The following is a 23873-nucleotide window of genomic DNA, read 5'->3' as shown; positions in this document are numbered from 1 at the left end:
ATGCGTAGCGAGTTTAAGTTTATTGATGACATTCGCTCGCGATACGAGCTCAGCCGCATAGGCGACGACTGTGCTGTCATGCCAATGGATGACGCCTTAGACATGGTCATTACAGCCGATCTGCTAGTTGAGGACATTGATTTTCGGCTCGAGTGGACGACACCCGAATTTCTCGGCCACAAGGCACTTGCCGTATCTTTATCCGACATCGCCGCGATGGGTGCAACGCCGAGATCGGCACTTCTTTCTGTCGGCGTCCCCGAGCGCCTGTGGAAAACCGACTTTCTTGACCGATTCTACGCGGGATGGCATGATCTGGCGGGAAAACACTGTGTCGAGTTGGTCGGCGGCGATATCTCGCGCTCGCCGGACAAATTTTTCGTCGATTCGACGGTGGTCGGTGATGTTTCGAAGGGAAAGGCCGTTCTCCGGTCTGGCGCTCAGCCCGGCGATCTGATCTTTGTCACCGGATTTCTTGGCGGAGCTGCCGCGGGGCTCGAAATGTTGCTTGACGGCATCAGGATCGATGCAAGTCCGGGAACGACGACTCGACATCTGTTGCTGAGACAACTTCAACCAATACCGCATGTCGCAACAGGTAAACTGTTGACAGAATATGCTTTACCTACTGCAATGCTCGACATCAGCGACGGACTAACGTCGGACTTGATTCACCTAGCCCGTGCCAGTGGCACCGGCGTGCTCCTTACCGCTGACACTATCCCGATCGACCCGGCTATCTTTGCCTTCCCCAATTTTTCTGCCAAGGCGCTTGAGTTTGCAATAGGCGGCGGAGAGGACTTCGAACTCCTTCTGACCGTCGACCCCGAAAACTGTGATCTTGCACTAGACCTCGGCTTTCACCATATAGGCAAAGTCACAGATCCCTCAGATGATTATCGTCTGGCCAGGAATGGGAAAATCGAAGAAATCGAGCCGACGGGCTTTCGGCACTTCTGACTATCGCGAGCCCCGTAGCTGCGGCAACAACCTGATGTCCTGCAGGATCTGTAGCGAAAGGATCGCCAGGCAGACTGCGGCGATGATCTGTTGGAACCTGAATCCGACTGGGTAAGACGTATGATCGTACAGAAGCATCGAGACTGCGCCTCCCGCAAGAAGCATTTGCAGGCCGGCCTTCGCAGTTGAATGCCCAATGAAACGACTTCCGCTAGTAAGCTGGAACCCAAGGCCGGCAGATAACCAGCCGATCGCGCCGCCGGCGAGGGCATCAGTTGGCCAGTGAACGCCAACCGCGATCCGAGAAGCCGCGACCACGACGGCTGCACCGATCAGGCCGATCCGGACCCAAGGACGCCGGAAGTGGAGGGCCAGGATACCCGCGAGCATAAATGCTGTCGCAGCATGCCCCGAAGGAAAGCCCCCTGCTCGAAGCGGAACCCCAACAACGCTGAATGCATCGCTCGGAAGTATTTCCAACGGCCGTGCCGAACCAAAAATATACTTCAGGGCCTGCACGAGGATCAGGACGATCAGAGACGAGACCAGCGTATTCCACGCGATCTCGGGCCTCGATCTCACAAACGGCAGAGCGATCACGATGGCGACCAATCCATCGCCGAGGATCGTGATGCATTGCAAGACCGGGCCGCCGATCGCCTGCAAATGCTGATTCAGCCAGAGAAACAAACTCCGATCGGTTCCCGTAAGAGCGACTGTGACAAACGAGACCGCAAGCAACAAGGCAGGGATCAAAAAACCGATTGGGTCACGTAGTTCTTTGATCGATCTCATCATCGGATACACGCTGACACCCACGATTTCGCTGTGGCACCTTTCTTAGATTTCGCTTGCGTTTGTTCGCCTTTGATATTACATTACATCAGAGAAAAACGTAATTGCGATGTCCGTCCTGACCTCACGAGTATTGCTCCTCAATTTCTCATACGAGCCGCTTGGCACGGTCGGCGTGGCGCGCGCTGTCTGCCTGTGGTTTCGCGGGGCGGTTTTTGTTGAGGAGAACGACGGCGACAAAGTCCTGCATTCGCCCTCCACCATCTTTCCGGTGCCCTCGGTGGTTCGGCTGCGGCATTATGTTCACGTTCGCCGCAACAATCGCGAAACGACGATGAAGCGTGCGCGAATTTACATCCGCGACCGCTACCGCTGCCAGTACTGCGGCGAGCACAAGCATGCTAAGGACCTGACGCTCGACCACATTTACCCGCGTGCACAGGGCGGCGAAGCAACGCCGCAGAACCTCGTGACGGCGTGTGTCAAGTGTAACCAGCGCAAGGGCAACCGTACGCCCGAGCAGGCGCGAATGCCGCTGTTGACGTCGCAAAAACTGCTTCGTCTCGGCCTCGACCACGTTCTGCTCTGTCATTACGCTGAGAACCGGCCCGAGTGGCGAAAGTATTTGTTCATGGATGATGTTGACCAGGAGGCAACAGTCATGGCAGCATAAAAGCTGACAAGTTATTGAACAAACGCGATCGCGGGGCCTGTGACCCGCGATCGCTTTTTTGTGTTTTAGAATATTTGGAGAAAATGATGAGATTCAAAAATGAGGAAGAAATAGCCGAGGTCGTTCGAGGCTTTGAGGACGCGACGATAGGGCGCGACGCGTGGAAACACGCCGAACACCTGACCGTCGCGCTGCATTACCTCACGCTGCACGACATCGAGACGGCGACCGATAAGATGCGCACCGGCATTTTCAAACTTCTGGGTGCGTTCGAGGTCGATCTGACCAAGGAAATGCCGTATCACGAAACGCTGACGGTCTTCTGGATGCGCACCGTGGCGGACTTTAACGCCGCAAAGAACGGTGCGTCGCTCTTGGACAAAGCCAACGAGCTTGTGGCGAATTACGACAAGGACTATCCGATGCGGTTTTACAGTCGGGAGTTCTTGTTTTCTGACGAGGCCCGGGAGAAGTTTGTAGATGGAGATCTGGACGATCAGATCGGGAATAAGTGATTAGGGATAAGTGTTAAGTGAAAAGTCCGAACTTATCACGTTTTACTTTTGCCTTTTCACTTATTCCGAAGAGTATCGTTTATCATAACTGAGTATCGTAATGCTTAGATTTTTCAATACATTATCCAGACAGGTCGAGGACTTTCAGCCGCTTGAGGACGGCAAGGTGCGGCTTTATATCTGCGGGCCGACGGTGTGGAATTTTGCACATATAGGCAATTTTCGCACGTTTGTTTTTGGCGACATTCTGCGGCGGTATCTGAAGTTCAAGGGCTACGAGCTGATGCACGTGATGAACCTGACCGATATCGACGACAGGATCATCAACGAGGCGGCTGCGCGGAATATCAGCATTAACGAGTTCACGGCGCCCTATACGCAGTATTTTCTCGAGGATTTTGACGCGTTGGGTAATGAGCGGCCTGAGATAATGCCGCGGGCGACCGAGCATATTCCGGAGATGATCAACATCATCTCAACACTGCTCGCAAATGGCCACGCTTACGAATCGGACGGTTCGATCTACTACCGCATCGCGGCGTTTCCCGAGTACGGCAAGCTGTCAAAGATCAGTTTCGAGGGCAACATCGCCGGCGGCTCCGAACGCGTTGATACCGACAAATACGATAAAGAGGACGCCCGCGATTTTGCCCTGTGGAAACTCGTCGGCCCAACTGACGAACCCGGCTGGGACGCGCCATTCGGCCGCGGCCGCCCGGGCTGGCATATCGAGTGTTCGGCAATGTCGATGAAGTACCTTGGCGAGACATTCGACATTCACGCCGGCGGCCAGGACCTGCAATTCCCGCATCACGAGAACGAGATCGCCCAGAGCGAAGGCGCGACCGGCAAACTGTTCGCTAAATACTGGATCCACAGTGAGTTCCTAAAGATCGACGACGTCACGATGTCGAAATCAAAGGGAAATTTCTTCACATTCCGGGACCTGCGTGAACAGGGCTACTCCGCCCTCGCGATCCGCTACGTTCTGCTCTCGGTTCCCTATCGCAAACAGTTGAATTTTACGTTTGAGGGCTTGCAGGGCGCGGAATCGACGGTGGAACGGCTCCGCAGCTTCAGATCCATAATTTCAGATTTGAGAATAGCGAATAGTTCAGGTGGCGGGGCATTAAAAGCTGTAAACAAAGCCTTGGCGGACTTTGAAGCCGCCATGGACGACGACTTCAATACGGCGGCAGCTTTGGCCGCTGTGCACGACATGGTCCGCGAGGTAAACACGGCCATAGCTTCGGGCGGCCTGACGACGGATGAGCAAACAGCCGTTCTTGATGCCATCGCTAAATTCGATGCCGTCCTTGGGATCTTCGGCCCTGAGGAAAATCGACTACTCGATGCCGACATCGAGGCCCTTATAGAGGAACGTCAACAAGCCCGCCACAACCGCGATTTTGCCCGTTCCGACGAGATCCGTGACGAACTGGTGGATCGCGGTATCATCCTCGAGGACACAAAAGACGGCGTCAGGTGGAAGCGAAGGTAGCGTTCACTTTTCCAACAGATATAATGCCGCCGTCTCACGGTCCGACCTTATGCTCCGCCGTTCCGTGATCCGATAACCGCGAACAAGGAACTGCCTGAGCGGCGGCTCGCTCTCCGAGATCAACGGCGAGCGGAATGCGAGCCACAGCTTTGCCTCGTTCAACATCTCGAACTCAGCCACCTCAACGCCATCGAATCCACGCGGTAAGAAATAGGCATTGTCCTCACTCACTCCTTCGATGCCCATAAGCTTATAGACCCTCGCGTTCTGGCCGCCCCGGCGTGCAAACCACGCATGATATGCGATCAGATCTTCCGTCGCATAGACCGGCACATTTCCGGTCGATGCCGTAAGCTGCTCCCACGAGCACCATGAATTGACGGGCGTTGCCCGCTTGCCGTGCAACACGCCGGCATAGCAGGAGAATAGAAGTAGAAGCGTCACAGAGGCGGCCTTTAGGCGTTTATCCGTGAGCGACGCGATCGCAACTCCAAAAAATATGCACAGCGGTGCAAAGACAATGATCAAATGCCGTGTTCCCCATATCGAATACGGCAGCAGCCAACTCGCGACGAGGCAGAGCCATACAGGAATCTTGATGAAGAAAAGCAGAACGTAGGTCTCATCTCTCGCCGTCCGCTTAAGGATCGCCCCTGATAATACCGTGCTCGCCACGATCAGGATCGCCAAGACAGGCAGCGACAACGAATAAATAGATCCCGGCTCTGCCGTGCTCGTCTGAGCATAGAAGGGCTCGACGAGGTCGAGCACAAATTTACCGATCTGCGCAATGCCGGGCCGCGGCATCCAGCCGATGTTCTGTGATAGTGCGGACCCGCGGCTTGCCGCCATCATCACCGCGGCCAGCCACGGCACAAAAGCGACGAATGTAACCCCGAGCATCGCAACGATCCGCCGCCATTTGATCCGCTGGAACCACACGATAAGAAGCACCTCGCTCACGACCACGAACCAGCCAAAGTAGTGCGTGTAGATCATCAGCACGTTGACGATGACCAGCGGCACGAAGCTCTTACCCTTGACAAAATACCTCGCAAACAGCCACATCGAGAACAGCGACAGGCACATCAGCGGAGCGTACATCCGTACTTCCTGCGAATACTTGATCAGCGAGCCGTTGACGGCGAAGAGGAACAAAGCCAGGAGGCGTGTCCATTTGCCGACCTTCAGTTCGCCGCATAGGCGCAAAAATGGATAGATGGCGATAACTGACCAGAAAACCGGAAACAGTCGCAGCCACAGCAAGCTCTCGCCGCCCGCGGCGATCCAGAGTTTTAATAAGACGTAGAAGAGCGGCGGATGGATCAGGTCGAGGGCGACGAAATTCATTATCTCGCCCCAACCGTGTTCGGCGGCATGCACGCTGAAGATCTCGTCAAACCACAAACACGCGTCCGTCAGCCCCCACAGCCGCGCCGCGACGTAGGCCGCGACCAGCAACGTCAGAACGACGAAGCGAAAGATGCGCGACTCAGCCATTTACGCCGTGCAGAGTTTACCGTCGATGCTTGCGTAGCCCAGTTGGACTTCCTTGAATGTGTGCGTGTCGGGGCAGAATGACAGACAGCTCGAGTATGGCCTGGAATAGATGTGGATGCTGACGGCACGCTCGTCGTATTCGGCCAGATTAAGTATCTGGTGAATGGGCTCCTCGAGCTCGACCTTTGCGGCCATGCAGTCCGACAGTTCGAAGCTGTTGGTTTCCCGCAGCCGGCAATAGCTGCGAGACGGATCCATCTCCTCGACCGCAAAATTCTGTCCGCGAAGACGCCCAACCGGCACAGTCATCCAGCATTTCTGTCCCGCGTGGTCGTGGATCGTTGATGCCTGGCCGCGTTCCCAGCATATCGCCAGCATCTCAAACCGGTCGTCTCGATAGATAAGGTTCCGCGTATAAAAATCCGGGCTCCAGAAGAAATAGTGTGTGATCGAATCAACCTCGAGCGGATTATCGGCGAGGTACTGATACACCTCATCGCAGGTAAAACTCACGTCCGGGATCTCTCTTAAGCCCGCGATCAGATGTTCGATCTTGACCATTTATGCAAGCGATTGTAACAGAATCTAAAACAAGCCGCGATAGTAGGTTGCCTTGCGGTTCGTCGTCAGGCATTTACCGTCGTTCAGTGGATCGCCCGTATCGCGGCAGCACGGGTTTGTCCGCGAGCATGTCAGGCCCGCACTTAATAACCGTGCGAGTGTATCCTGACCCGACGCCGACGGGTGAAAACAGTCACAGCACGACAACTGGTCCGCCTTGAATCGATAGAACCACGCAGCGTCAGAATAGCCAAACGTCGTCCCCGCGGCCTTGATCGCTCCCCCGACCGTTGCTCCGCCGATCATCACTGTCGGCGACGCATCTCCGACCGCGATCGCCTCGTACTCCGCCGTGACGCTCCTTAAGATATCCCGATACCGGCTCATCGTGTTGTAGGTGTCGATGACTCGGGTCGACGAGCAGCCCCGCGTCAGCGAACCGCAGATATTGACTAGCGACCATAGCAGAGAACACGATCCGCCGAGCTGACAGTTCGATTTGCCGCCGAAATTGCACAATTGCGACACACGCACCGGGGCGACGACTGCGATACGTGTATCGCCGGTCGTGATGAGTATGTCGAGCCCCTTGCGGAGTTCCCTCTCAAAAGCGTCCGGCCGTGTGCGACAGTAGTTCGCCGGGTCAAGGTCCGAGTTCGAACACGACGCGTTCGTTTTTGCGATCGTTCCAGAACAACTATCGTTGTGCCCGATAAACACGACCGCCATTCGCTGGGCCGGGATCGATTGGAGGTACGCCTTTACATTTCCCGCTTGCATTACGAGATCGCGGACCAGGGTCGCACCGGAGAAGGCATGATTGGCATTCGGCGCGGTCAATTGTGCCGAGCGGTAACATTCCATCCGCTCAAAAACGCTGAATACATTCTCGCTGCCGGCCGCGCACAGGTTCACACCGTGCGTATCGCTCGTCAGCCAGTTGTAGTTTTCCTGATCGCCGTTCGAGCATGGCGATGCGCTCGATGCGTTAAAGCCCTTTGAGATGCTGTCGCCCATCACATCAAGGGCCGAAATGCCGATCTGCGCGCGGGCCGCCATCGCGCAGATCAGAATGCTAAGAACACAAAGAGTTCGCTGCATCGAGATTTCTAACGTAGCTCGCCTATTCTATTGCCCTTTCTTTAGGAACTCAACAAACTCGTCTGCGTTCCTCGTCAATCCCGCGAATGTCGCGACCGGGCGGCCGTCGCCGCTCATGATCGCATAGAATGGCAATGCCACGGTGCCGAACATGTCCTGCTCCATCCGCTGCTGTCGCTCGTAGACCTCACCTTCGCCGTCCGTGTAGAGCTGGACCAGAATAAACTTCTTAAGCTCGGCCGCGACCTCTTTCTTCGGAAAGATATTGGCCTCCATCCAGCGGCAGTTGGTGCATGTATAGCCCGTAAAATCGACAAGGACGGACTTATTCTCGGCCATTGCCTTGGCGAGAGCGCCCTCATAATCATTGACCATCCATTTCGGCTCATCCTGGCCCGCGCCGAGCGGCCGCGAGGATGAGTTGCCCAGCTCCGGCGGCAGGAATGATTCGAGTTCACCGAGCCTTGCACCAAAAAGACCCGTGAGCAGATAGAATGTCACCGCCAGCGTAACCACGGCGGAAAACATTCGCAGGGCACCGAGCCGTTCGGGCTTCGAGTCGTGCGACAACTGAAATTTGCCCAATAGATACAGGGCCAGAACGACCCCGATCGCGATCCAGACGGCAAGCACGACGTCACGGGTGAAGATTCCCCATTTCCATACCAGATCGACGTTCGAGATGAATTTCATCGCCGCGGCAACCTCAAGAAAGCCCATCGCAACCTTGACCGAGTTCATCCAGCCGCCGGCACGGGGCATGTGCGAGACGAGTTGCGGAGCGAGCGCGAGCACAAAGAACGGCAGCGCAAAAATGCTCGAGAACGCCAGCATTCCGACCAAAGGCATCTGCCATTCGCCCTGCGACGCAGACACGAGGATCGTGCCCACAAACGGCGACGTACACGTAAATGATGTCAGCGTAAACGTAAGGCCCATCAAGAGAGCTCCGACGACGCCGCTGCCCTCGCCCTCTTTGCTCCGCGTGAGGCTGTCGAGTTTCGTCAAAATGCTGGTGGGTATCGTTATCTCGTAGGCACCAAACAGATTAAAGGCAAAAAACAGAAAGATCGCCGTGATCAGCAGATTGATCCACGGATTCGCGGCAAAGAGATTGATTCCGGCCGCCCCGACAAAGACCGCGAGCAGCATGCCGAGCAGCGTAAATGTCGCTATGATCCCGAGCGAGTAGATCAGAGCAAGCTTGACAGACCTTGCTCGGTTCCCCGCGGCATGGTTCGTAAAATACGACACCGTGATCGGGATCATCGGAAACACGCACGGCGTCAGCAGCGATAACGCGCCCAATGTGATCGCCAGCCAAATGAACGGCCAGAGCTCGGTGGGCTGTTGGTTGCTTGTGGTCCGCAGCTCGTTGTTTGATATTGCCGGCGTCGGGCTGGCTGCTCCCTGCGGGGCGCCAAAAATGCTCTTGACGACCTCAGCCCCGGCCGCCGAAACGCGAACCGTGCGGGCCGGAAGACAGATCGTGTCGTTGCAGACCTGAAAACGGACGTCAATTGCCACGTCAGCGGAGGTCGTGTCCGCCGTTGCCCGCAACGGGACCCTGAAGTTTGCGCTCTCAGTGAAGTACTTTGTTACTAAGGCTTTGCCGTCGAGGCCGACAAACAACGGATCCGGCTTGACGGTCGGCTTCGGCGATTCAACGCTGCCGTTGACCTCAAATGGCCTGCCCTCGGCAGCCGTGATCTTGGTCGCATACGGCCCGCCCGGCGGCTGGTCCGTAGCGTAGAGCTTCCATCCCGTGTCGAGAACGACCTTTAGGTCCGCCCGGATCGCCTCACCGGCCTTGAGCGCTCCACTCTTAGCATCTGACGACAGGCTCCACCTCGTCGGATCGTCTTGGCCGAGGACCGACGTCGAAAGTGTGAGTAGTATCAGTATCCGCGGGAACAGTTTTCTCATCGGCGACTAAAAGGAAAATATAACATTTCACGGTTAGATCCCGCGTGCGCATCGGATCTTTCTTGACTTTTGAGGCTGATTGTGCTACATTCTTGCATCAATGCAACGCTGGAGACAACAAGTTCGTTTTTTGCGCGAGATCCGTGGAACGCACTCAAAATACGGCTGTAACTCTAATAAAGTCATCAGTTACAGCGTTCCGCCTAGGGGTGGAACAGAGGCGGAACAGAAGCGGAACGGAGAGTCACATGAGAGCGCGTAGATTTTTGCAGTTTAACCGAGCGTCACCTATAATATTGTATTTTCGCTAGTCACGGAGGAATCGAGCTTGCCCAAAACAGCAACCCGCCAAAAACAGTCAGCCAAAACGGCAAAAGGGTCGGCGAACGGCGCCGGTAATGGCGATTTTGTTGACGTCGAACTCGCGATAGCGGAGTACAAGGATCGCAAAGAGGCCCAGCTTGCTGCGATCAAGAAGACCGACAAGACGGTCCTTCGCGAGATGCTCTATCAGATGGTGCTCGGCCGCCGCTTTGAGGAAAAGTGTGCCGAGGTCTATCGAATGGGCAAGATCGGTGGATTTTGCCATCTCTACATCGGCCAGGAGGCCATCGGCGTCGGCTCTATGATGATGCTTGAGCCGACCGACATGGTTATCACGTCGTATCGCGACCACGTGCAGGCGATGATCAAGGGAATGTCACCCGAGAGCGTAATGGCCGAGCTTTACGGCAAGGCCGGCGGCTGTGTTAAGGGCAAGGGCGGCTCGATGCACATGTTCTCAAAAGAGCATGAGTTCTACGGCGGCCACGGCATCGTCGGTGGTCAGATCGGCGTAGGCACCGGAATGGCATACGCCGCTAAATACAAAGGAACAAAGCAGGTTACGCTGTGCTTCTTTGGCGAGGCGGCGGTCAACCAGGGCATCTTTCACGAATCGCTCAATATGGCCCAGCTCTGGCGGCTGCCGATCATTTACATTTGTGAGAACAACCAGTACGGAATGGGCACGTCGCAAAAACGCGCTATGTCCGCCCGAAGCATTGCTCGAAAGTCCGAATCGTTCGAGATGGCCAATGAGTTCGTGGATGGAATGGACGTGATGGCCGTCCGCGGCGCGACGCGACGAGCGATCGAACGCGCCCGGAACGAGAGCCTGCCGACCTTGCTCGAGGTCCGCTCGTATCGCTACATGGGCCACTCAATGTCCGATCCCGGCAACTATCGGACCCGTGACGAGATCGCAAAATATCAGGAACGCGACCCGATCACACTCTTCAAAGCCAGCCTCAAGGAGGCTAAGATTTTGACCGATAAGGATTTCGAGCAAATTGAGGGGCAGGTAGCCGACGCCGTCGAGCGTGCGGTCAAATTTGCTGACGAGAGCCCGCTGCCGGATGAGAGTGAATTGATGACTGATGTGCTTGTGTGATCGTTATGCCGTTGATTAGTCGATTCTTTGGCATTTTGATCTACATGTATTTTGATGACCATGCCCCGCCGCATTTTCATGCGGAGTATGGTGAGTACGAGGAACTGATCGAGATCATGACCCTGAACGTATATCGAGGTCAGCTGCCACGCCGAGTTCACAATATGGTGTTGGAATGGGCCGATCTACATCGGCAAGAACTAATGGAAAACTGGTTGGCGGCACGAAAGAATCAAGAGCTTAAAGGGATAGCCCCGCTCGAATAGATAGTATGAAACCGATAAGAGTGATAGCAGCCACAGCTATAGAAGATTTTGTGGTAGGGTTTGAGTTCTCCGACGGCACAAAAAAGGACATTGATCTGGAGCCATATCTGCGGGGACCGATATTTGAACCACTCCGCAATGATCGCTCAGCTTTCCTAGAATTTTCCGTAGGGGATAGCCCGACCATTAGTTGGAAGAATGGTGCGGATATCGATCCTTATGTCCTCTATCATGGGCTAATCCCTCAATGGACTGAGGAAGATGATGTGGTTGTCTCAACCCTAGAAACACTTCGGGCGGAACAAAGCGGAGGCGCTCGACGGTTACCTTGCGGAACGCTGACAGGATCAGAGTCAACAATTCAGTAATATGGCAGTATTGACCATCCGCGACGCCCTTAATCAGGCCCTTCGAGAAGAGATAATCCGGGACGAGAACGTCTTTGTCATGGGCGAGGAGGTCGCCGAATATGACGGCGCGTATAAGGTGACCCGCGGGCTGTGGAAGGAATTCGGTGACAAGCGCGTTGTCGATACGCCGATCACTGAGCTCGGCTTTGCCGCCATCGGCGTCGGCGCCGCGATGGCCGGTGTGCGGCCGGTGATCGAGTTCATGACGTGGAACTTCTCGATCCTCGCCGCCGATCAGATCATCAATCATGCGGCAAAGATGCTGTATATGTCCGGCGGCCTCTTTAACATCCCGATCGTCTTCCGCGGGCCAAACGGCTCAGCTTTTCAGGTCTCATCGCAGCATTCTCAGGCGCTTGAGGGCATGTACGCTAATTTTCCCGGGCTTAAGGTCGTAATGCCATCGACTGCTGCCGATGCAAAGGGCCTGTTGAAATCCGCGATCCGCGACGATAACCCTGTGATCTTCATGGAGCAGGAACGTATGTACGGGCTTAAGGGCGAGGTCCCCGAGGATGAGGATTTCACGATCCCACTCGGTGTCGCCGACGTCAAACGAGAGGGCAAAGATTGCACCATAGTCGCTCGTTCGATGACCGTGCCCCTTGCGCTGCAGGCCGCCGAACAGATCCAAAGCGAATTTGACGTATCGTGCGAGGTCATCGACCCGCGAACGATCAAGCCGCTCGACATCGACACGATAGTTGCGTCTATCCGCAAGACGAACCGCCTCGTCATCGCCGAGGAATCGCACGAATTCGCGTCCGTGGGCGCCGAGATCAGTTATCAGGTCATGGATCACGCATTCGACCATCTCGACGCCCCGATCAAGCGTATCTCGACCGCCGAGGCTCCAATGCCATACGCCAAAAACCTCGAAGCTGCGGCGCTGCCTAGCGTTGAGAAGATAGTGGCGGCTGTGAAGGAAGTTTGTTACTTGTGACGTTTAACCACCCGCTACCGCAGGTGGTTCTGACTATATGGCTGAAAAATTTCTAATGCCAAAGCTTTCGCCCACGATGGAAGAGGGTCAGATCGCCCGTTGGGTCAAGAACGAAGGCGACACCTACGAGGCCGGCGAAACGCTCGCTGAGGTCGATACCGACAAAGCGACAATGGAGATGACCGCCCTCACCGGCGGCACCTTGCTCAAGATCCTAAAACAAGCCGGCGACACCGCGGCCCTCGGCGAAGCAATCGCCATCACGGGCCAAAAGGGCGAAGACATCGCGGAGCTGCTGTCCGAAACAGCGGCTCTCGGCGTAGCCAAGGCAGAACCGCCTGCGTCAGCAGGTGGCAATGGAGCCGACGGGAAGGAACTTCAGCCGGAACGCGCGGCAATCGCCGCACAGGCAGAAACACGACCGGTAGCGAGTGTGCCCGGCACCGCACCAACTCAACAGGCCTCGCCCGCTAACGGCCGCCTCATCGTCTCGCCCATCGCTGCCCGAATGGCCGCCGAAAACAACCTCGACCTGCGCACTGTGACCGGCACCGGCCCGAACGGCCGCATCATCAAGCGCGATATCGAGACAGCCCTCGCAGGGGGAATTCAAAGGCCAAAGGCCGAAGACCAAAGACCGTTTGCTCCGTCCACTCAAGTCGGAGCCGCCGCCTATCGCGAAGAACCGACCTCGCAAATGCGCCGTGTCATCGCGAGCCGTCTGGCTGAGTCCATAGGGCCGATCCCGACCTTCTATCTCACTCTCGAGATCGAAATGGACGCCACGCTCGCATTGCGAAAGCAGGTCAATTCGACCATCAGCGAAGATCAAAAGATCAGCGTCAACGACATCATCGTGAAGGCGGCAGCGATGGCATTGGTAAGGCATCCATTCGCCAACTCGTCGTATCAGGACAAGACGATCCGTTTCTACGACCAGGCCGATATCGGCGTCGCGGTCGCGATAGACGAGGGTTTGATAACACCGGTCATCCGCGGCGCGAACCGTAAAGGTTTCCTGGAAATATCTGCCGAGATCAAGGACCTGGCCGCGAAGGCCAAGGCCAAAAAGCTCCAGCCTGAGGATTACACCGGCGCGACCTTCTCGATCTCAAACCTCGGTATGTTCGGCATCAAGGAGTTCACCGCGATCATCAATCCGCCCGAGGCCGGCATACTCGCCGTCGGCAGCGCACAATCGACACCCGTCGTTCGCGACGGCGAGATCGTCATCCGCAGCATCATGAACGTCACGATGTCCTGCGACCATCGCGTCGTCGACGGTGCGACCGGTGCGAAGTTCCTCCAGACGTTCAGGCAAATGCTCGAACAGCCCGGGATGATGTCGGCTTGAGAGAAGAAGCCCGACCACCGTCTGCCGTCCTCGCCCTGCTCCCGGCCCAGCTGCTCTTTGGCTCGCTGCCCGTCATCGGCAAGGTCGTCCTGACCGTCTTACCGCCGATAGCACTCGTCGGCATCCGCACGGCGATCACAGCGATCATACTGTTTGTCATTCAAGCGTTTCGAGGCCGCGTTTGGCTCAAGGAAAAGCGAGATTATGGCCGTTTCGCATTGCTCAGCCTCTTCGGCGTCGTGCTCAACCAGCTGTTCTTTATCGGCGGCCTCTCGCTTACTTCCGCGGCAAACACTTCCCTGCTCGCGGTGATGATCCCGGTCTTCACTCTGGCCATCGGCGCCCTCATTGGGAGCGAACGCTTAACGGCGAGCAAGGTCGCCGGGATCGCGCTGGCCGCTGTCGGCGCCGTCATCCTGATCGATCCGCGACGCGCATCCTTCTCATCTCAAACGACGATCGGCGATCTATTCATCATTATCAATTGCTTTGCGTACGGTGTATACGTCGCCACGTCAAAGGATGCCATCACGCGAAACGGGACCTTCCGTTCGATGATGTGGGTCTTTATCTTCGCGAGCATTGTCTGCGTCCCGCTTGGCCTCTGGTCGCTCTCAACGATCGACGTTGCAGCCGTGCCGGCGTCGATCTGGCTGATCAGTGTCTATATCGGTATCGGGGCGACAGCCGGCCCGTATCTGCTGAACGCGTGGGCACTCTCCAAGGTCAACCCTTCGACGGTTGCCGTATTCGTTTACCTGCAGCCATTGATCGGGTTTGTTCTGGCCGTAATGTATCTCGGTGAGCACCTCGGCCTCGCCTTCATTGGCTCCGCCGCGCTCATATTTGCCGGCGTGTATCTGGTCAGTAAGAGATCATCGACAAGCGGGCGCGAGGTTGCTTTTTTGCGGTTTCAGGCATCTAATCATCAAGATGCCCACCCAGATCACCAAGACCGAGTTGGATGACCGACGAGGAGTGTTACTCCGCATCGACGGTGAGATGTTCTACCACGACGCGGCATTGCTGCAACGGATCGTTGCCGACACGTATGAGGAAACCGGCAATGCGGTCATCGTGGACCTTGCCGCTCTTGATTTTCTTGACAGCGAAGCGGCGTCGGTCCTGAGACAGATGGAACGAAGCGGTATGGCAAAGATCGAGGGCGTCGAGGTATTTCTCCAATCTGCTGTCGATATGGCAGAACGAGCATGAGCCGACCTTACATTTTTATCAGAAACGAATTACATTTGATGCCATGAAGGCGCAAGAGATCGCTCGCCTTGTTGGCGGACAACTGACCGGCGATGGTGAGGCCGAGATACTACGTATCAGTGACCTGGAACGGGCCGCTGCCGGCGAGATCGCATTCGTTGACGATTCCGCGGGCACCGTGGCCGCAAGTAACGCCGCATGCCTGCTCATCGGACGCGACGCTGACGCAGCGGCCGACGCGGTGATCAGGGTTGCGGATCCCAAGCTTGCCTTTGCCAAGGTCGCCGCCCTGCTCCGCCCACCAAGAAGCTATGCGGCCGAACGACATCCGTCAGCGGTCGTCGCCGGATCTGCACAGATCGGTGACGGTGTCTTCGTGGGGCCATTCGTTACCGTCGGCGATGGTTCAGCGATTGGCGACCGAAGCGTGCTTGCAGCCGGGGTAAGGATCGGCAGCAACGTTAGGATCGGATCAGATTGCATCCTGCATGCCAACGTTGTCGTGGAGGACGATTGCGTAATTGGCAATAGAGTGGCACTTCACGCCGGTGTCGTCATTGGGGCTGACGGTTTTGGATACGTTGCGGATCAGGAAAACACTCACCACAAATTCCCGCAGATCGGCCGAGTGGTTCTCGGCGATGATGTCGAGATCGGGGCCAACACCTGTATCGACCGCGGGTCGCTGGGTGAGACAAGCATAGGCGACGGAACAAAGATCGACAACCTCGTTCAGATTGCCCATAACGTCCGGATCGGCAAGCGTGTTGTGATCGCGGCCCAAACAGGGATCTCAGGCAGCACGATCATCGAGGATGATTGCGTTATCGGCGGTCAGGTCGGCATCGGAGACCACGCCCTCGTCAAAAGTGGGGCCGTTATTGGCTCACAGGCAGGCGTCCTTCCCGGCAAGATCGTCCGGCCCGGCATCTGGTGGGGCACGCCCATTCAGCCGCTCGACGAATACAAACGCCAAAACGCCCGCGTCAAAGGCCTCTCTCGGCTAAGTGAAAGGGTCAAAGCCCTCGAAGAACTGCTTACCGCTCTGAGGGATCGGTTGGGCTGATCAGTTTTCGGATTAGCTCGGCAGCGCGCTTTGATGCGCCGCCGTGTCCGAGTCTCTCGACGGCAGCACTTAGATCGGCCCGGACGGCGTGATTCCGATCATTTTGCAGCAGTTCCGTCAATTCATCCGCGAGATGGCTTGGCGTGAAGTCGTCCTGAATGAGTTCTGTGACGAGTCGTTGACCGGCAACCAGATTTATCAGAGCAAAATGTGGGACGTCGATAAGCGGCCTGAGCAGGCCGTAATTCAGTCGCGATGTCTTATAGACCACGACCATCGGGAGATTCAATATCGCTGCTTCGAGCGTTGCCGTCCCGCTGGTAACGGCCCCCGCATCCGCCGCGGCCAATACGTCGTATGTTCGATCCGTAACCAATCGGATACCGCCGCCCGTGTCAGCCCCGTCGAGTATCCGGCGGCAATGTTCGGCGGCCCGCTCGTTCGGTGCGCAGACCACATAGGTCGTATCGGGGGCGGCGGCTGAGACAAGTAACGTCGACGCCAGCATAGTCGGAAGGATACGGGCTATCTCCCGTTCCCGGCTCCCGGGCAATAGCGCGATGATCGGCCGCGTAGGATCCACCTCCAGCTTCGTGCAAAGTTCGTGCTTGTCCACCGATGGGTGGACCTCGCGAATGTGCGGATTGCCTACATACTCAACATGATGCACGCCGTGCGCCGCATACCACGCCCTCTCAAATGGAAGGATGCTGAGAAGCAGATCGACGTAGCGGTCGATGAATGCCAAGCGGTATTTTCGCCATGCCCACAACTGAGGCGAGACGTAGTAAACGACCTTGGCCCCTTGCTTCTTAAGGTGCCGAGCAAGCTTGAGGTTAAACTCAGGAAAGTCAATGAGCACGACGACGTCAGGCCGTCTATCCGCCGCAACCGCGCGCAGTTTTCCCATTGCCCTGAGAAAGACTGGAAGCGAGCGTCCGATCTCAGCTAGGCCCACTACCGACAGATCGTCGGCAGCGACCACGGCCTCGACACCGGCAGCCCGCATTCGCGGGCCCGAGCAGCCAAACAGCCGCAGATCGCCATCGTCGAATAAGGCTCGAAGCTCAGCCGCTAGCTTTGCCCCGAGCAAGTCGCCTGAGGCTTCGCCTGCAACCATCATGATATTGGTGGGTGTCTGCACGCTTCTCCATACTTAGGATACAGAACAAGGCAAAAACGACAACCGGCCGCATTCCGGCCGCATCTAACCTCCAAGTTTGTGTAGAGCGACGCTTTTCACGGGTCAGGTGGTTGCACAACCATCGCCGGACGCCTAAAATTGAGTATTTTGGGTCATTCGTTGACTTTTGATCGCCACGTGACGATCGGGTTTGAGTTGGAGGAGTTCTCTGTGACGTTTTTCCGCAATCTTCTATTGGTTTTCCTCAGCCTGGCGGCGGGCGCCCACATCGCGCTCGGCCAGACCGAGTCTGTGATCGGCCAGGTGTCGAATTCACCGGCAGAATCGTTTGCGGGGGCGATAAGCGGCGACGGCCGATTTATTGTCTTTGAATCGAGAGGCAACATCGCGACTGAAAACCCGCGAAACGCCGACAACAATACCGAGATATTCCTGTTTGACTATGCCCAGCGCCGTATCTATCAGATCACGGATACAAAGAGTGTGCTTTTTGACACGACCAAGCCGCCCGAATTTTTTAATATTCGCGTCGAGATATCAAACACTCGTCCGGTCATAAGTGCGGATGGCCGCTGGATCGCGTTCAGTTCGAATGCGACCGCGTCGACACCGTCGGTGCCCGACGCAACAAATCCCGGCTCCTTTGACGGAAACGTGTATACCTCGCCCACACCGACCCCGTCACCTACAGCGACTCCGGTCGCGACGCCGTCAGCCACGCCGACCGCCAGCCCGACACCAACGGCTACGCCGACACCGGCACCTAATCCGTTGGCTCAGGACGGCAACCTCGAGATATGGCTCTATGAGATTCCCGCCTACGCTGCCGTGGCCGACCTGTCGACCGGTGACGAGATACCAAGGGCCGAGCTTGCCGGCGGTACCTTTACTCGCGTTACGAATACTTTGCCCAGCCAATTGCCTCGTCCGGGTACTCCAACGACCGGGCCGTTCATTGCCGACGACAATCATGACGTGTCGATCACTGATAACGGCGAGATGATAGCATTCGGTTCGACAAGGGATCTCGTGCCGGCAGTGGGTAATCCATTTCCGGCCGAGGACAATGATGAGATATTTACTTACGTCCGAGCCAGCGCCCAGACCAATCAGGTGACCAAAACCCCGAGAGGGCCGATCGTCAACCCGATCTACAGTAAGTTCCCTACTATCTCGGGCAACGGTTCGCGTGTGGCATTCGCCAGCACGGCCGACGATCCGATCGACGATCCGAATAGCACCACGAATTTTGATACCGGCAGCAATCCTGAGTCGAGCCGTAACGAAGAGATATTTTACGCCGACCTTGTGAACGGCGTCCCGACAGGCGGCCGGCAAGTGACCACGACGACGCCGACAAACCCGGGCGACCCTGTTAACCTGTATGACTTTGGACGGCGTATGAGTCGGGACGGGCGCTTTATTGCGTTCGATTCGTATGCCGACCTCGGAACGTCGCCAAACGGCGCAAATTTGCCCGGTTTTGCGACATTCCTCTACGATGCTGCCGCCAACAGCATCCGCCAGATCGGGCTTCGAAGCGACGCCGATTCGGCCGCCACGGGTGGCGACATTCAGCGCTATCCGGCATTCACCGAATACAATGGAGCGGGTACGCCTGCATTGTTGGTCCTCGAAACGCGCTTGAACATCCGAGCCGACGGTACCATTCCGACAACGGCGGCTGATGGCCTTAATCCCGATCCGTCTCGCCCGGCACAGATCTACTCGTATCCGCTGAATGTTCCCGCGGCCGACGCGACATTCACGCGACTCGCTAACTTCCCTCGCGCCGGGCTGTTCATTGGCTCGACACAGATGCTGACCGGTGATTCGATCAAACGCATGGCCTTCAATTTCTCACTCTCAGAGTTGGGAACGGGCAATGTCGATCTGCAGTCAGAGGTGTTCTATTTCCTGCAGCCGAACGTCAACACCGGCACTCCTGTGACGGTCGATCTGGCGACCGGTGCCAGCGGCATGCCGGTATCGCAGACGGCCCTGCCGAGCCCGACTGCCAGTCCGACCCCGACAGGATCACCGACGCCTAGCCCAACGCCAACACCGAGCCCAACACCGACGGCTAGCCCGACGGGCTCGCCTACGCCGGTCCCGACACCTACGCCGGTCACGCCGCCGGCCGTTCACGGCATCTCCGCCGGCATGCTCGCGGTGCTGAATTATCAATCGGGTATTTCTCCGCCCACCGTTGCCCGCAGTGCAACCGGGTCGATCTTGCGCAGTTTTAACCTGCCTATCGAGTTGAGCGGTTTAAGTATGACGATCAACGGCGTGGCATGTGGCCTGAAATACGTCGATCGTCGTCGCATCGAGTTTGTCGCTCCCGCAGGCCTGTTGCCCGATGCTGATGGCACGACCTATCCGCTCGTGATCAACAATAACGGCGTTCAGATGAAAACGACCGTCACCGTCGTTCCTGCGAGGCCCGATATCTTTAATGTCGAATTGATCCCCGCGCCCGGTGGACGGGCTAGACTCTTTAACGTCACCAATACCGTATTTACGACCGAGCCGTTTTCAGTGCGGACGATCAGACGCAAGGGCAATCGCCTCGTCCCAAGCGTCCTGCGCCTCTATCTTACCGGCGTTGTCCCGCACACAACAGGGCTGATCGTCAAGATCGGCGGCACCAATATTGGCGGCATTGCGCTCAGATCGGTGCCTGTCCTGGTCGAGCCCGGGATATATACTCTCGATTTTGAGCTTCCGGCCTCTCTCGACCATGCCGGAGACCAGCCTGTCGTCGTATTCACCACCTTCGGCACGATCGTCTATAGCTCTCGGCTTGAGGACACGGCCCCGCGTGTGTCTATCCTGTAACTGCATCACCCGCCGTGATATACTGAATGGCAGTAAGACCTCTTATTTTTCGAGAACGTGCAGCTGTTTCGCAGTTTAGTTGCGCCTGGAGGCTCTTCTGATCATTATGTCCGAAAAAGACGTCAGCACAATGAAGATCGCACCTAAGGTTTGGAAGAATGGTGAGCTTATTGCTTGGAATGACGCGCGAATTCACGTGATGTCGCACGTCGTCAATTACGGCTCCAGCGTGTTCGAGGGCATTCGCTGCTATGAGACGAGCAAGGGATCGGCCGTTTTTCGCCTTACCGAGCATATGCAGCGGCTCATTAACTCGGCAAAGATCTACCGTATGGACTCTAAGTTCAGCCGGCAGGAGTTTTGCGACGCTACCGTCGAGCTTATCCGCGACAGCGGCCTCGAACACTGCTATATCCGCCCGCTCATCATGCGCGGGCTGGATGAAGATAAGCCGGCATTCGGCGTCAACCCGTTCCCCAACCCGATCGATTCCTACATCGCCGTCTGGCAGTGGGGCAAGTATCTCGGCGAAGAGGCGCTCGATGCCGGCATTGACGTCTGCGTGTCGAGTTGGACTCGCATAACGTCAAATTCGATGCCCGCTATGGCCAAGGCCGGGGCGAATTATATGAATTCGCAGCTCATCAAGATGGAGGCCCTGCTCGGCGGCTACAGCGAAGGTATCGCCCTCGATGACCGTGGTTATGTGTCCGAGGGGTCGGGCGAGAACATCTTCTTGGTCAACGGCGGACGGCTCATCACGCCGCCGCTTGGAGCCTCGATACTGCCCGGCATCACACGCGATTCGGTCATCCAGATCGCTCGTGAAATGGGTATCGAGATCGTCGAATCCCAGGTTCAGCGATCGGCCCTCTATCTTGCCGACGAGCTATTCTTCACCGGCACCGCCGCCGAGATCACGCCGATCCGTTCGGTCGACAAGATCACCGTCGGCTCAGGCAAACGCGGTGAGATGACCGCAGCTATTCAGGACGAATTCTTCCGGATCCTCGCCGCCGACCGGCCGGCCCCGAATGAGCAGGCATGGCTGACCTTCATCAACACTGATGAAAAAAAAACGGCTAATGCCTAGATAGTCCCGCGATCCGGCCTATCGCCCCAGAACCCCGCCGGGCAGCTCGGTGCCCAGGCTTCCGAGGCCGTTCAGGCGGAAGCTGAAGATGAGGCGATTCTCTTTTCGCACGCCGATATTAAATGTGTAGTATTGCAGGACGAGTGAGCAGCAGTCGTAGGCATAGCCGATGGTTGCCAGGGAACTGACCATTGGTGACTGGCGCGAGGCACGGCGGTTCTGAAAGTCGAAGAAGAATGACGTACCGCCAAAGAAGCCTCGGTCGCGGTTTCCGACAAAGACCGACGGGCTCCACTGCGAACCGCGCAGTGTGCCCGGTTCTTTTCCGCCCGGCCCCGCATACTGGGCGAGCGATGGCATCAGTGTTACTGCACGCGTGTAGTAAAACGTCTGAAAAAGCTTGATCAGCGGCCGTTCCACGCCGATTGTTGCTGAAATGGCCCTTATCCCGTCTCCATTCAGGCCGACGTCCATTCGAGTATTGGCAAAAATGGTCCTGCGCGGCCGGTAATTCAGGTCGATCGCTAGCGGCGACAGCCGTCGGGGCACGCCGCCAAATGTATAGAAGCTCAACGCCGTGATCGGTTCGATCTGGTTTCTGCGGCCCGGAATAAGGGCACCACCAAAGGTGTCATCAAAGTAGTATTTTCCGCGGACCGTCAGCGTCAGGACCTCATAGGGCTGCACATCCGCCGATCTCTCGCCCGTCGTGTTAGGCTGCCTCAACTGCTGCCGCTGTGCTGCCGGCGTTACCGCCTCACCGTATCTCCTTGTGTAAAAACGATTTATGACCCCATACTCAACTTCGTTCGTGTTTGCGATCGTGTCAACGTAGTCAAAGCGGATGACGCGGTGAAAATTGTTGACACCTCGCACGAGTCGATACGTCACATAGGGTTCGATCACATGACGAAACTTGAAGGCGTTGTCTTTGCCGTAATAGTTCTTGGCAAGTGCGACCGGTCGAATGTCGAAAGCGAATTCGCCGTATTTGCGTATCACGTCACGGCTCACGACCTGGCGCATATCATTGAACGAATTCGAATAGTAGGTAACCCTCGCCGAACCGGTAGCCGTAAAATTGAAATATTTCGTCTGCAGCGGCAGCGTGACCTGCGGGTAAATATCAAGACGCTGCACGAGCGAAGGCGAAACCACCGGGTCGGTCCCGGTCATCGAGCGGTAAAGTGCAAGATCGGTCACCTCTTCTCGCCGCGATACACCCTCGAGAGCCGCCTTATATGAGAAATAGAGCCCCTTCAAAAATGATGGCATCGTCGGACGTTTCTCAAGGTGCACACTCGGTAAATTGCGCGTCTTTTCGCGAACATTCGGGATCGAGATCACCTGGCTCCGGGCCAGAAAATTCAGCGTATAGTCGTTCCAGCTTTTGTTAACAAAAACCTGCGACACCTCTATCGGAGAAATTATCTGCTGAATGCCCTCGGCAAACTCCTGCCGGAAAGCGAGACTCGACGTCAGCCTAACGTCCGCCGACGCCGTAAAACCATTCGGGAAGTAGTGAACGCCCTCGGCATATAGGAGCGAACCTCCCTGGTCGGGATGCTGTGCATCCGCTTTTGGGCCAAAGAGACGGTCTTTGACCGCATAGAAGCCAAAATTCAGATACGACCGGGAATTTGCCCGCGTCCGGACATCTGCCCCATACCCGACGCCGCGTTTCGAAAAAATGTCGGCACGCAATGTCACATCCGCCGACCGGCCGAGTGTCAGGTAGTATGCGCCCGACAGCTTCACGCCCTTCCTGCTCGAATATCCACCTGCCGGTGTGAGAAATCCCGAACTGCGGTCCCTTTCCTTGATCGGTATCGATGCAAAGGGCAACAGCAGCAGCGGCACGTCCTTGACACGAAACTTTACGCTGCGAAGTTTGATCTTGTCGTTTGTCCTGATCCGAGCACGCTCCGCCGTAAAGCTCCATTTCGGTACGGCTTCTTCACAGGCGGTGAACTTCCCCTTCGTGACGACGATCTCGTCTAGGCTGACCCGTTCGACCCTTGCCGCGGTAAAGTAGATCACCGTGCCGTCGTTCGTTTGGTTTGTAAATCCGGTCGAATCCTCAAATGAGCCGAGCTTTGTCTTGTAGTTCCAGATTGCGGTCGCCCCCGTAATACGCTGATCATTACCCTGATCAAAGACCACACTGCCGCGGGCCACGACGCGATTCTCCGCCTCATAGATCGTCAGTTCATCAGCCTGCAGCCGATAGATGCCGTATCTCAGATCAACATTCCCCGAATGACGCACGATCCGCTTTCCCTTATCGCCTTCGACCGTTTGGCGTTCAGAATAGACCACGACCTCACCATCACCGCCCTCAGGTTCTACCGTCGGCCTTTTGGGCTTCGGTGCGGCAATACTTTGTTCTGCCGAGATCGGATTGATATTTGGTGTGTCAGTGATCGGATTCGAGATCTGCCGTTCGACCGGGTTTGTCTCCTGCGCCCAAGCCGTCAGGCATACGGCCAGGATCACGAGAATAGGCCCCAATGTTCTTATAAACCGCATTGGATCAACAAGATAAATACCGATGCTAACACGAAGCTCGCAGCGGCG

Annotated in this window: 21 protein-coding genes; 14 read left to right on the top strand and 7 right to left on the bottom strand. The window is 56.5% G+C overall.

What is annotated here, in order from left to right:
* Complete coding sequence (gene thiL / locus IPM59_08080; protein ID MBK9215546.1) at positions 1 to 960, top strand: thiamine-phosphate kinase; 960 nt, start codon at positions 1 to 3, stop codon at positions 958 to 960.
* On the opposite strand, the gene IPM59_08075 is transcribed toward thiL, so the two are convergent.
* Complete coding sequence (locus IPM59_08075; protein MBK9215545.1) at positions 961 to 1758, bottom strand: phosphatase PAP2 family protein; 798 nt, start codon at positions 1756 to 1758, stop codon at positions 961 to 963.
* A 106-nt stretch (positions 1759 to 1864) separates the two neighbouring features.
* Here IPM59_08075 and IPM59_08070 point away from each other — a divergent pair, with 106 nt between their 5' ends.
* The 3 genes from IPM59_08070 (at position 1865) to IPM59_08060 (ending at position 4444) form a co-directional block, all read left to right on the top strand.
* Positions 1865 to 2428: an HNH endonuclease gene (locus tag IPM59_08070; protein ID MBK9215544.1), complete on the top strand. Its 564-nt coding sequence runs from the start codon at positions 1865 to 1867 to the stop codon at positions 2426 to 2428.
* An 83-nt stretch (positions 2429 to 2511) separates the two neighbouring features.
* Entirely contained in the window at positions 2512 to 2943 is a 432-nt protein-coding gene (locus IPM59_08065) for a hypothetical protein (GenBank protein MBK9215543.1), read from the top strand.
* A 100-nt stretch (positions 2944 to 3043) separates the two neighbouring features.
* Positions 3044 to 4444 (top strand): cysteine--tRNA ligase, encoded by a 1401-nt coding sequence (locus tag IPM59_08060; GenBank protein MBK9215542.1) that lies wholly within the window; start codon positions 3044 to 3046, stop codon positions 4442 to 4444.
* A gap of 3 nt (positions 4445 to 4447) precedes the next feature.
* Here IPM59_08060 and IPM59_08055 read toward each other — a convergent pair whose 3' ends face one another.
* Genes IPM59_08055 through IPM59_08040 form a run of 4 tightly spaced genes read right to left on the bottom strand, consistent with a single transcriptional unit; the run spans position 4448 to position 9532 of the window.
* Complete coding sequence (locus IPM59_08055) at positions 4448 to 5944, bottom strand: glycosyltransferase family 39 protein (GenBank protein MBK9215541.1); 1497 nt, start codon at positions 5942 to 5944, stop codon at positions 4448 to 4450.
* Positions 5945 to 6505 (bottom strand): cysteine dioxygenase family protein, encoded by a 561-nt coding sequence (locus IPM59_08050; GenBank protein ID MBK9215540.1) that lies wholly within the window; start codon positions 6503 to 6505, stop codon positions 5945 to 5947. It lies immediately after the preceding gene.
* Between the two features lie 24 nt (positions 6506 to 6529).
* Entirely contained in the window at positions 6530 to 7606 is a 1077-nt protein-coding gene (locus IPM59_08045; GenBank protein ID MBK9215539.1) for a hypothetical protein, read from the bottom strand.
* A 27-nt stretch (positions 7607 to 7633) separates the two neighbouring features.
* Complete coding sequence (locus tag IPM59_08040; GenBank protein MBK9215538.1) at positions 7634 to 9532, bottom strand: thioredoxin family protein; 1899 nt, start codon at positions 9530 to 9532, stop codon at positions 7634 to 7636.
* A gap of 502 nt (positions 9533 to 10034) precedes the next feature.
* Here IPM59_08040 and pdhA point away from each other — a divergent pair.
* Genes pdhA through lpxD form a run of 8 tightly spaced genes read left to right on the top strand, consistent with a single transcriptional unit; the run spans position 10035 to position 16218 of the window.
* Complete coding sequence (gene pdhA, locus IPM59_08035; GenBank protein MBK9215537.1) at positions 10035 to 10964, top strand: pyruvate dehydrogenase (acetyl-transferring) E1 component subunit alpha; 930 nt, start codon at positions 10035 to 10037, stop codon at positions 10962 to 10964.
* A 5-nt stretch (positions 10965 to 10969) separates the two neighbouring features.
* Positions 10970 to 11230 (top strand): DUF4160 domain-containing protein, encoded by a 261-nt coding sequence (locus IPM59_08030; GenBank protein ID MBK9215536.1) that lies wholly within the window; start codon positions 10970 to 10972, stop codon positions 11228 to 11230.
* Positions 11231 to 11235: 5 nt separating this feature from the next.
* Entirely contained in the window at positions 11236 to 11598 is a 363-nt protein-coding gene (locus tag IPM59_08025; protein ID MBK9215535.1) for a DUF2442 domain-containing protein, read from the top strand.
* 1 nt (position 11599) lies between these two features.
* A complete protein-coding gene (locus tag IPM59_08020; protein MBK9215534.1) occupies positions 11600 to 12583 on the top strand; it encodes a pyruvate dehydrogenase complex E1 component subunit beta in 984 nt (327 codons plus the stop codon).
* A 37-nt stretch (positions 12584 to 12620) separates the two neighbouring features.
* The gene (locus tag IPM59_08015; protein MBK9215533.1) at positions 12621 to 13937 is read left to right on the top strand and encodes a pyruvate dehydrogenase complex dihydrolipoamide acetyltransferase; all 1317 of its coding nucleotides are present in this window, start codon (positions 12621 to 12623) and stop codon (positions 13935 to 13937) included.
* Positions 13934 to 14905 (top strand): DMT family transporter, encoded by a 972-nt coding sequence (locus IPM59_08010; protein ID MBK9215532.1) that lies wholly within the window; start codon positions 13934 to 13936, stop codon positions 14903 to 14905. Before IPM59_08015 ends, IPM59_08010 begins: the two co-directional genes overlap by 4 nt.
* Positions 14871 to 15152: an STAS domain-containing protein gene (locus IPM59_08005; protein ID MBK9215531.1), complete on the top strand. Its 282-nt coding sequence runs from the start codon at positions 14871 to 14873 to the stop codon at positions 15150 to 15152. Before IPM59_08010 ends, IPM59_08005 begins: the two co-directional genes overlap by 35 nt.
* Positions 15153 to 15195: 43 nt before the next feature.
* Positions 15196 to 16218 carry a UDP-3-O-(3-hydroxymyristoyl)glucosamine N-acyltransferase gene (gene lpxD / locus IPM59_08000; GenBank protein MBK9215530.1) on the top strand — a complete coding sequence of 341 codons (1023 nt, stop codon included), beginning with the start codon at positions 15196 to 15198 and terminating at the stop codon, positions 16216 to 16218.
* Here the strand turns inward: lpxD and lpxB are convergent.
* Complete coding sequence (gene lpxB, locus IPM59_07995; GenBank protein ID MBK9215529.1) at positions 16190 to 17362, bottom strand: lipid-A-disaccharide synthase; 1173 nt, start codon at positions 17360 to 17362, stop codon at positions 16190 to 16192. The two genes, lpxD and lpxB, sit on opposite strands and share 29 nt — an antisense overlap.
* Before the next feature lie 210 nt (positions 17363 to 17572).
* Between lpxB and IPM59_07990 the strand changes: the two genes are divergently transcribed.
* Both IPM59_07990 and IPM59_07985 read left to right on the top strand, forming a co-directional pair.
* Positions 17573 to 20203, top strand: a complete 2631-nt coding sequence (locus IPM59_07990; GenBank protein ID MBK9215528.1) for a PD40 domain-containing protein — start codon at positions 17573 to 17575, stop codon at positions 20201 to 20203.
* Positions 20204 to 20333: 130 nt separating this feature from the next.
* Entirely contained in the window at positions 20334 to 21296 is a 963-nt protein-coding gene (locus tag IPM59_07985; protein ID MBK9215527.1) for a branched-chain amino acid transaminase, read from the top strand.
* Between the two features lie 18 nt (positions 21297 to 21314).
* Here the strand turns inward: IPM59_07985 and IPM59_07980 are convergent, their stop codons facing one another.
* Complete coding sequence (locus tag IPM59_07980) at positions 21315 to 23825, bottom strand: LPS-assembly protein LptD (GenBank protein MBK9215526.1); 2511 nt, start codon at positions 23823 to 23825, stop codon at positions 21315 to 21317.
* Between the last annotated feature and the right edge of the window lie 48 nt (positions 23826 to 23873).

Source organism: Chloracidobacterium sp. (assembly GCA_016715795.1).
Lineage (GTDB): Bacteria > Acidobacteriota > Blastocatellia > Pyrinomonadales > Pyrinomonadaceae > OLB17.
The sequence above is the reverse complement of the archived record's forward strand: the minus strand, read 5'-3'. Positions and strand labels throughout refer to the sequence as shown.

Excerpts from the sequence above, each read along its gene's own strand:
- IPM59_08070 (MBK9215544.1), top strand. The coding sequence starts at position 1,865 with ATGTCCGTCCTGACCTCACGAGTATTGCTCCTCAATTTCTCATACGAG.
- IPM59_08005 (MBK9215531.1), top strand. The coding sequence starts at position 14,871 with ATGCCCACCCAGATCACCAAGACCGAGTTGGATGACCGACGAGGAGTG.
- IPM59_08025 (MBK9215535.1), top strand. The coding sequence starts at position 11,236 with ATGAAACCGATAAGAGTGATAGCAGCCACAGCTATAGAAGATTTTGTG.
- IPM59_08030 (MBK9215536.1), top strand. The coding sequence starts at position 10,970 with ATGCCGTTGATTAGTCGATTCTTTGGCATTTTGATCTACATGTATTTT.
- IPM59_08015 (MBK9215533.1), top strand. The coding sequence starts at position 12,621 with ATGGCTGAAAAATTTCTAATGCCAAAGCTTTCGCCCACGATGGAAGAG.
- IPM59_08040 (MBK9215538.1), bottom strand. The coding sequence starts at position 9,532 with ATGAGAAAACTGTTCCCGCGGATACTGATACTACTCACACTTTCGACG.
- IPM59_08050 (MBK9215540.1), bottom strand. The coding sequence starts at position 6,505 with ATGGTCAAGATCGAACATCTGATCGCGGGCTTAAGAGAGATCCCGGAC.
- thiL (MBK9215546.1), top strand. The coding sequence starts at position 1 with ATGCGTAGCGAGTTTAAGTTTATTGATGACATTCGCTCGCGATACGAG.
- IPM59_08020 (MBK9215534.1), top strand. The coding sequence starts at position 11,600 with ATGGCAGTATTGACCATCCGCGACGCCCTTAATCAGGCCCTTCGAGAA.
- IPM59_08055 (MBK9215541.1), bottom strand. The coding sequence starts at position 5,944 with ATGGCTGAGTCGCGCATCTTTCGCTTCGTCGTTCTGACGTTGCTGGTC.
- IPM59_08065 (MBK9215543.1), top strand. The coding sequence starts at position 2,512 with ATGATGAGATTCAAAAATGAGGAAGAAATAGCCGAGGTCGTTCGAGGC.
- IPM59_08060 (MBK9215542.1), top strand. The coding sequence starts at position 3,044 with ATGCTTAGATTTTTCAATACATTATCCAGACAGGTCGAGGACTTTCAG.
- lpxD (MBK9215530.1), top strand. The coding sequence starts at position 15,196 with ATGAAGGCGCAAGAGATCGCTCGCCTTGTTGGCGGACAACTGACCGGC.
- pdhA (MBK9215537.1), top strand. The coding sequence starts at position 10,035 with ATGCTCTATCAGATGGTGCTCGGCCGCCGCTTTGAGGAAAAGTGTGCC.
- IPM59_07985 (MBK9215527.1), top strand. The coding sequence starts at position 20,334 with ATGAAGATCGCACCTAAGGTTTGGAAGAATGGTGAGCTTATTGCTTGG.
- IPM59_08075 (MBK9215545.1), bottom strand. The coding sequence starts at position 1,758 with ATGATGAGATCGATCAAAGAACTACGTGACCCAATCGGTTTTTTGATC.
- IPM59_07980 (MBK9215526.1), bottom strand. The coding sequence starts at position 23,825 with ATGCGGTTTATAAGAACATTGGGGCCTATTCTCGTGATCCTGGCCGTA.
- IPM59_08045 (MBK9215539.1), bottom strand. The coding sequence starts at position 7,606 with ATGCAGCGAACTCTTTGTGTTCTTAGCATTCTGATCTGCGCGATGGCG.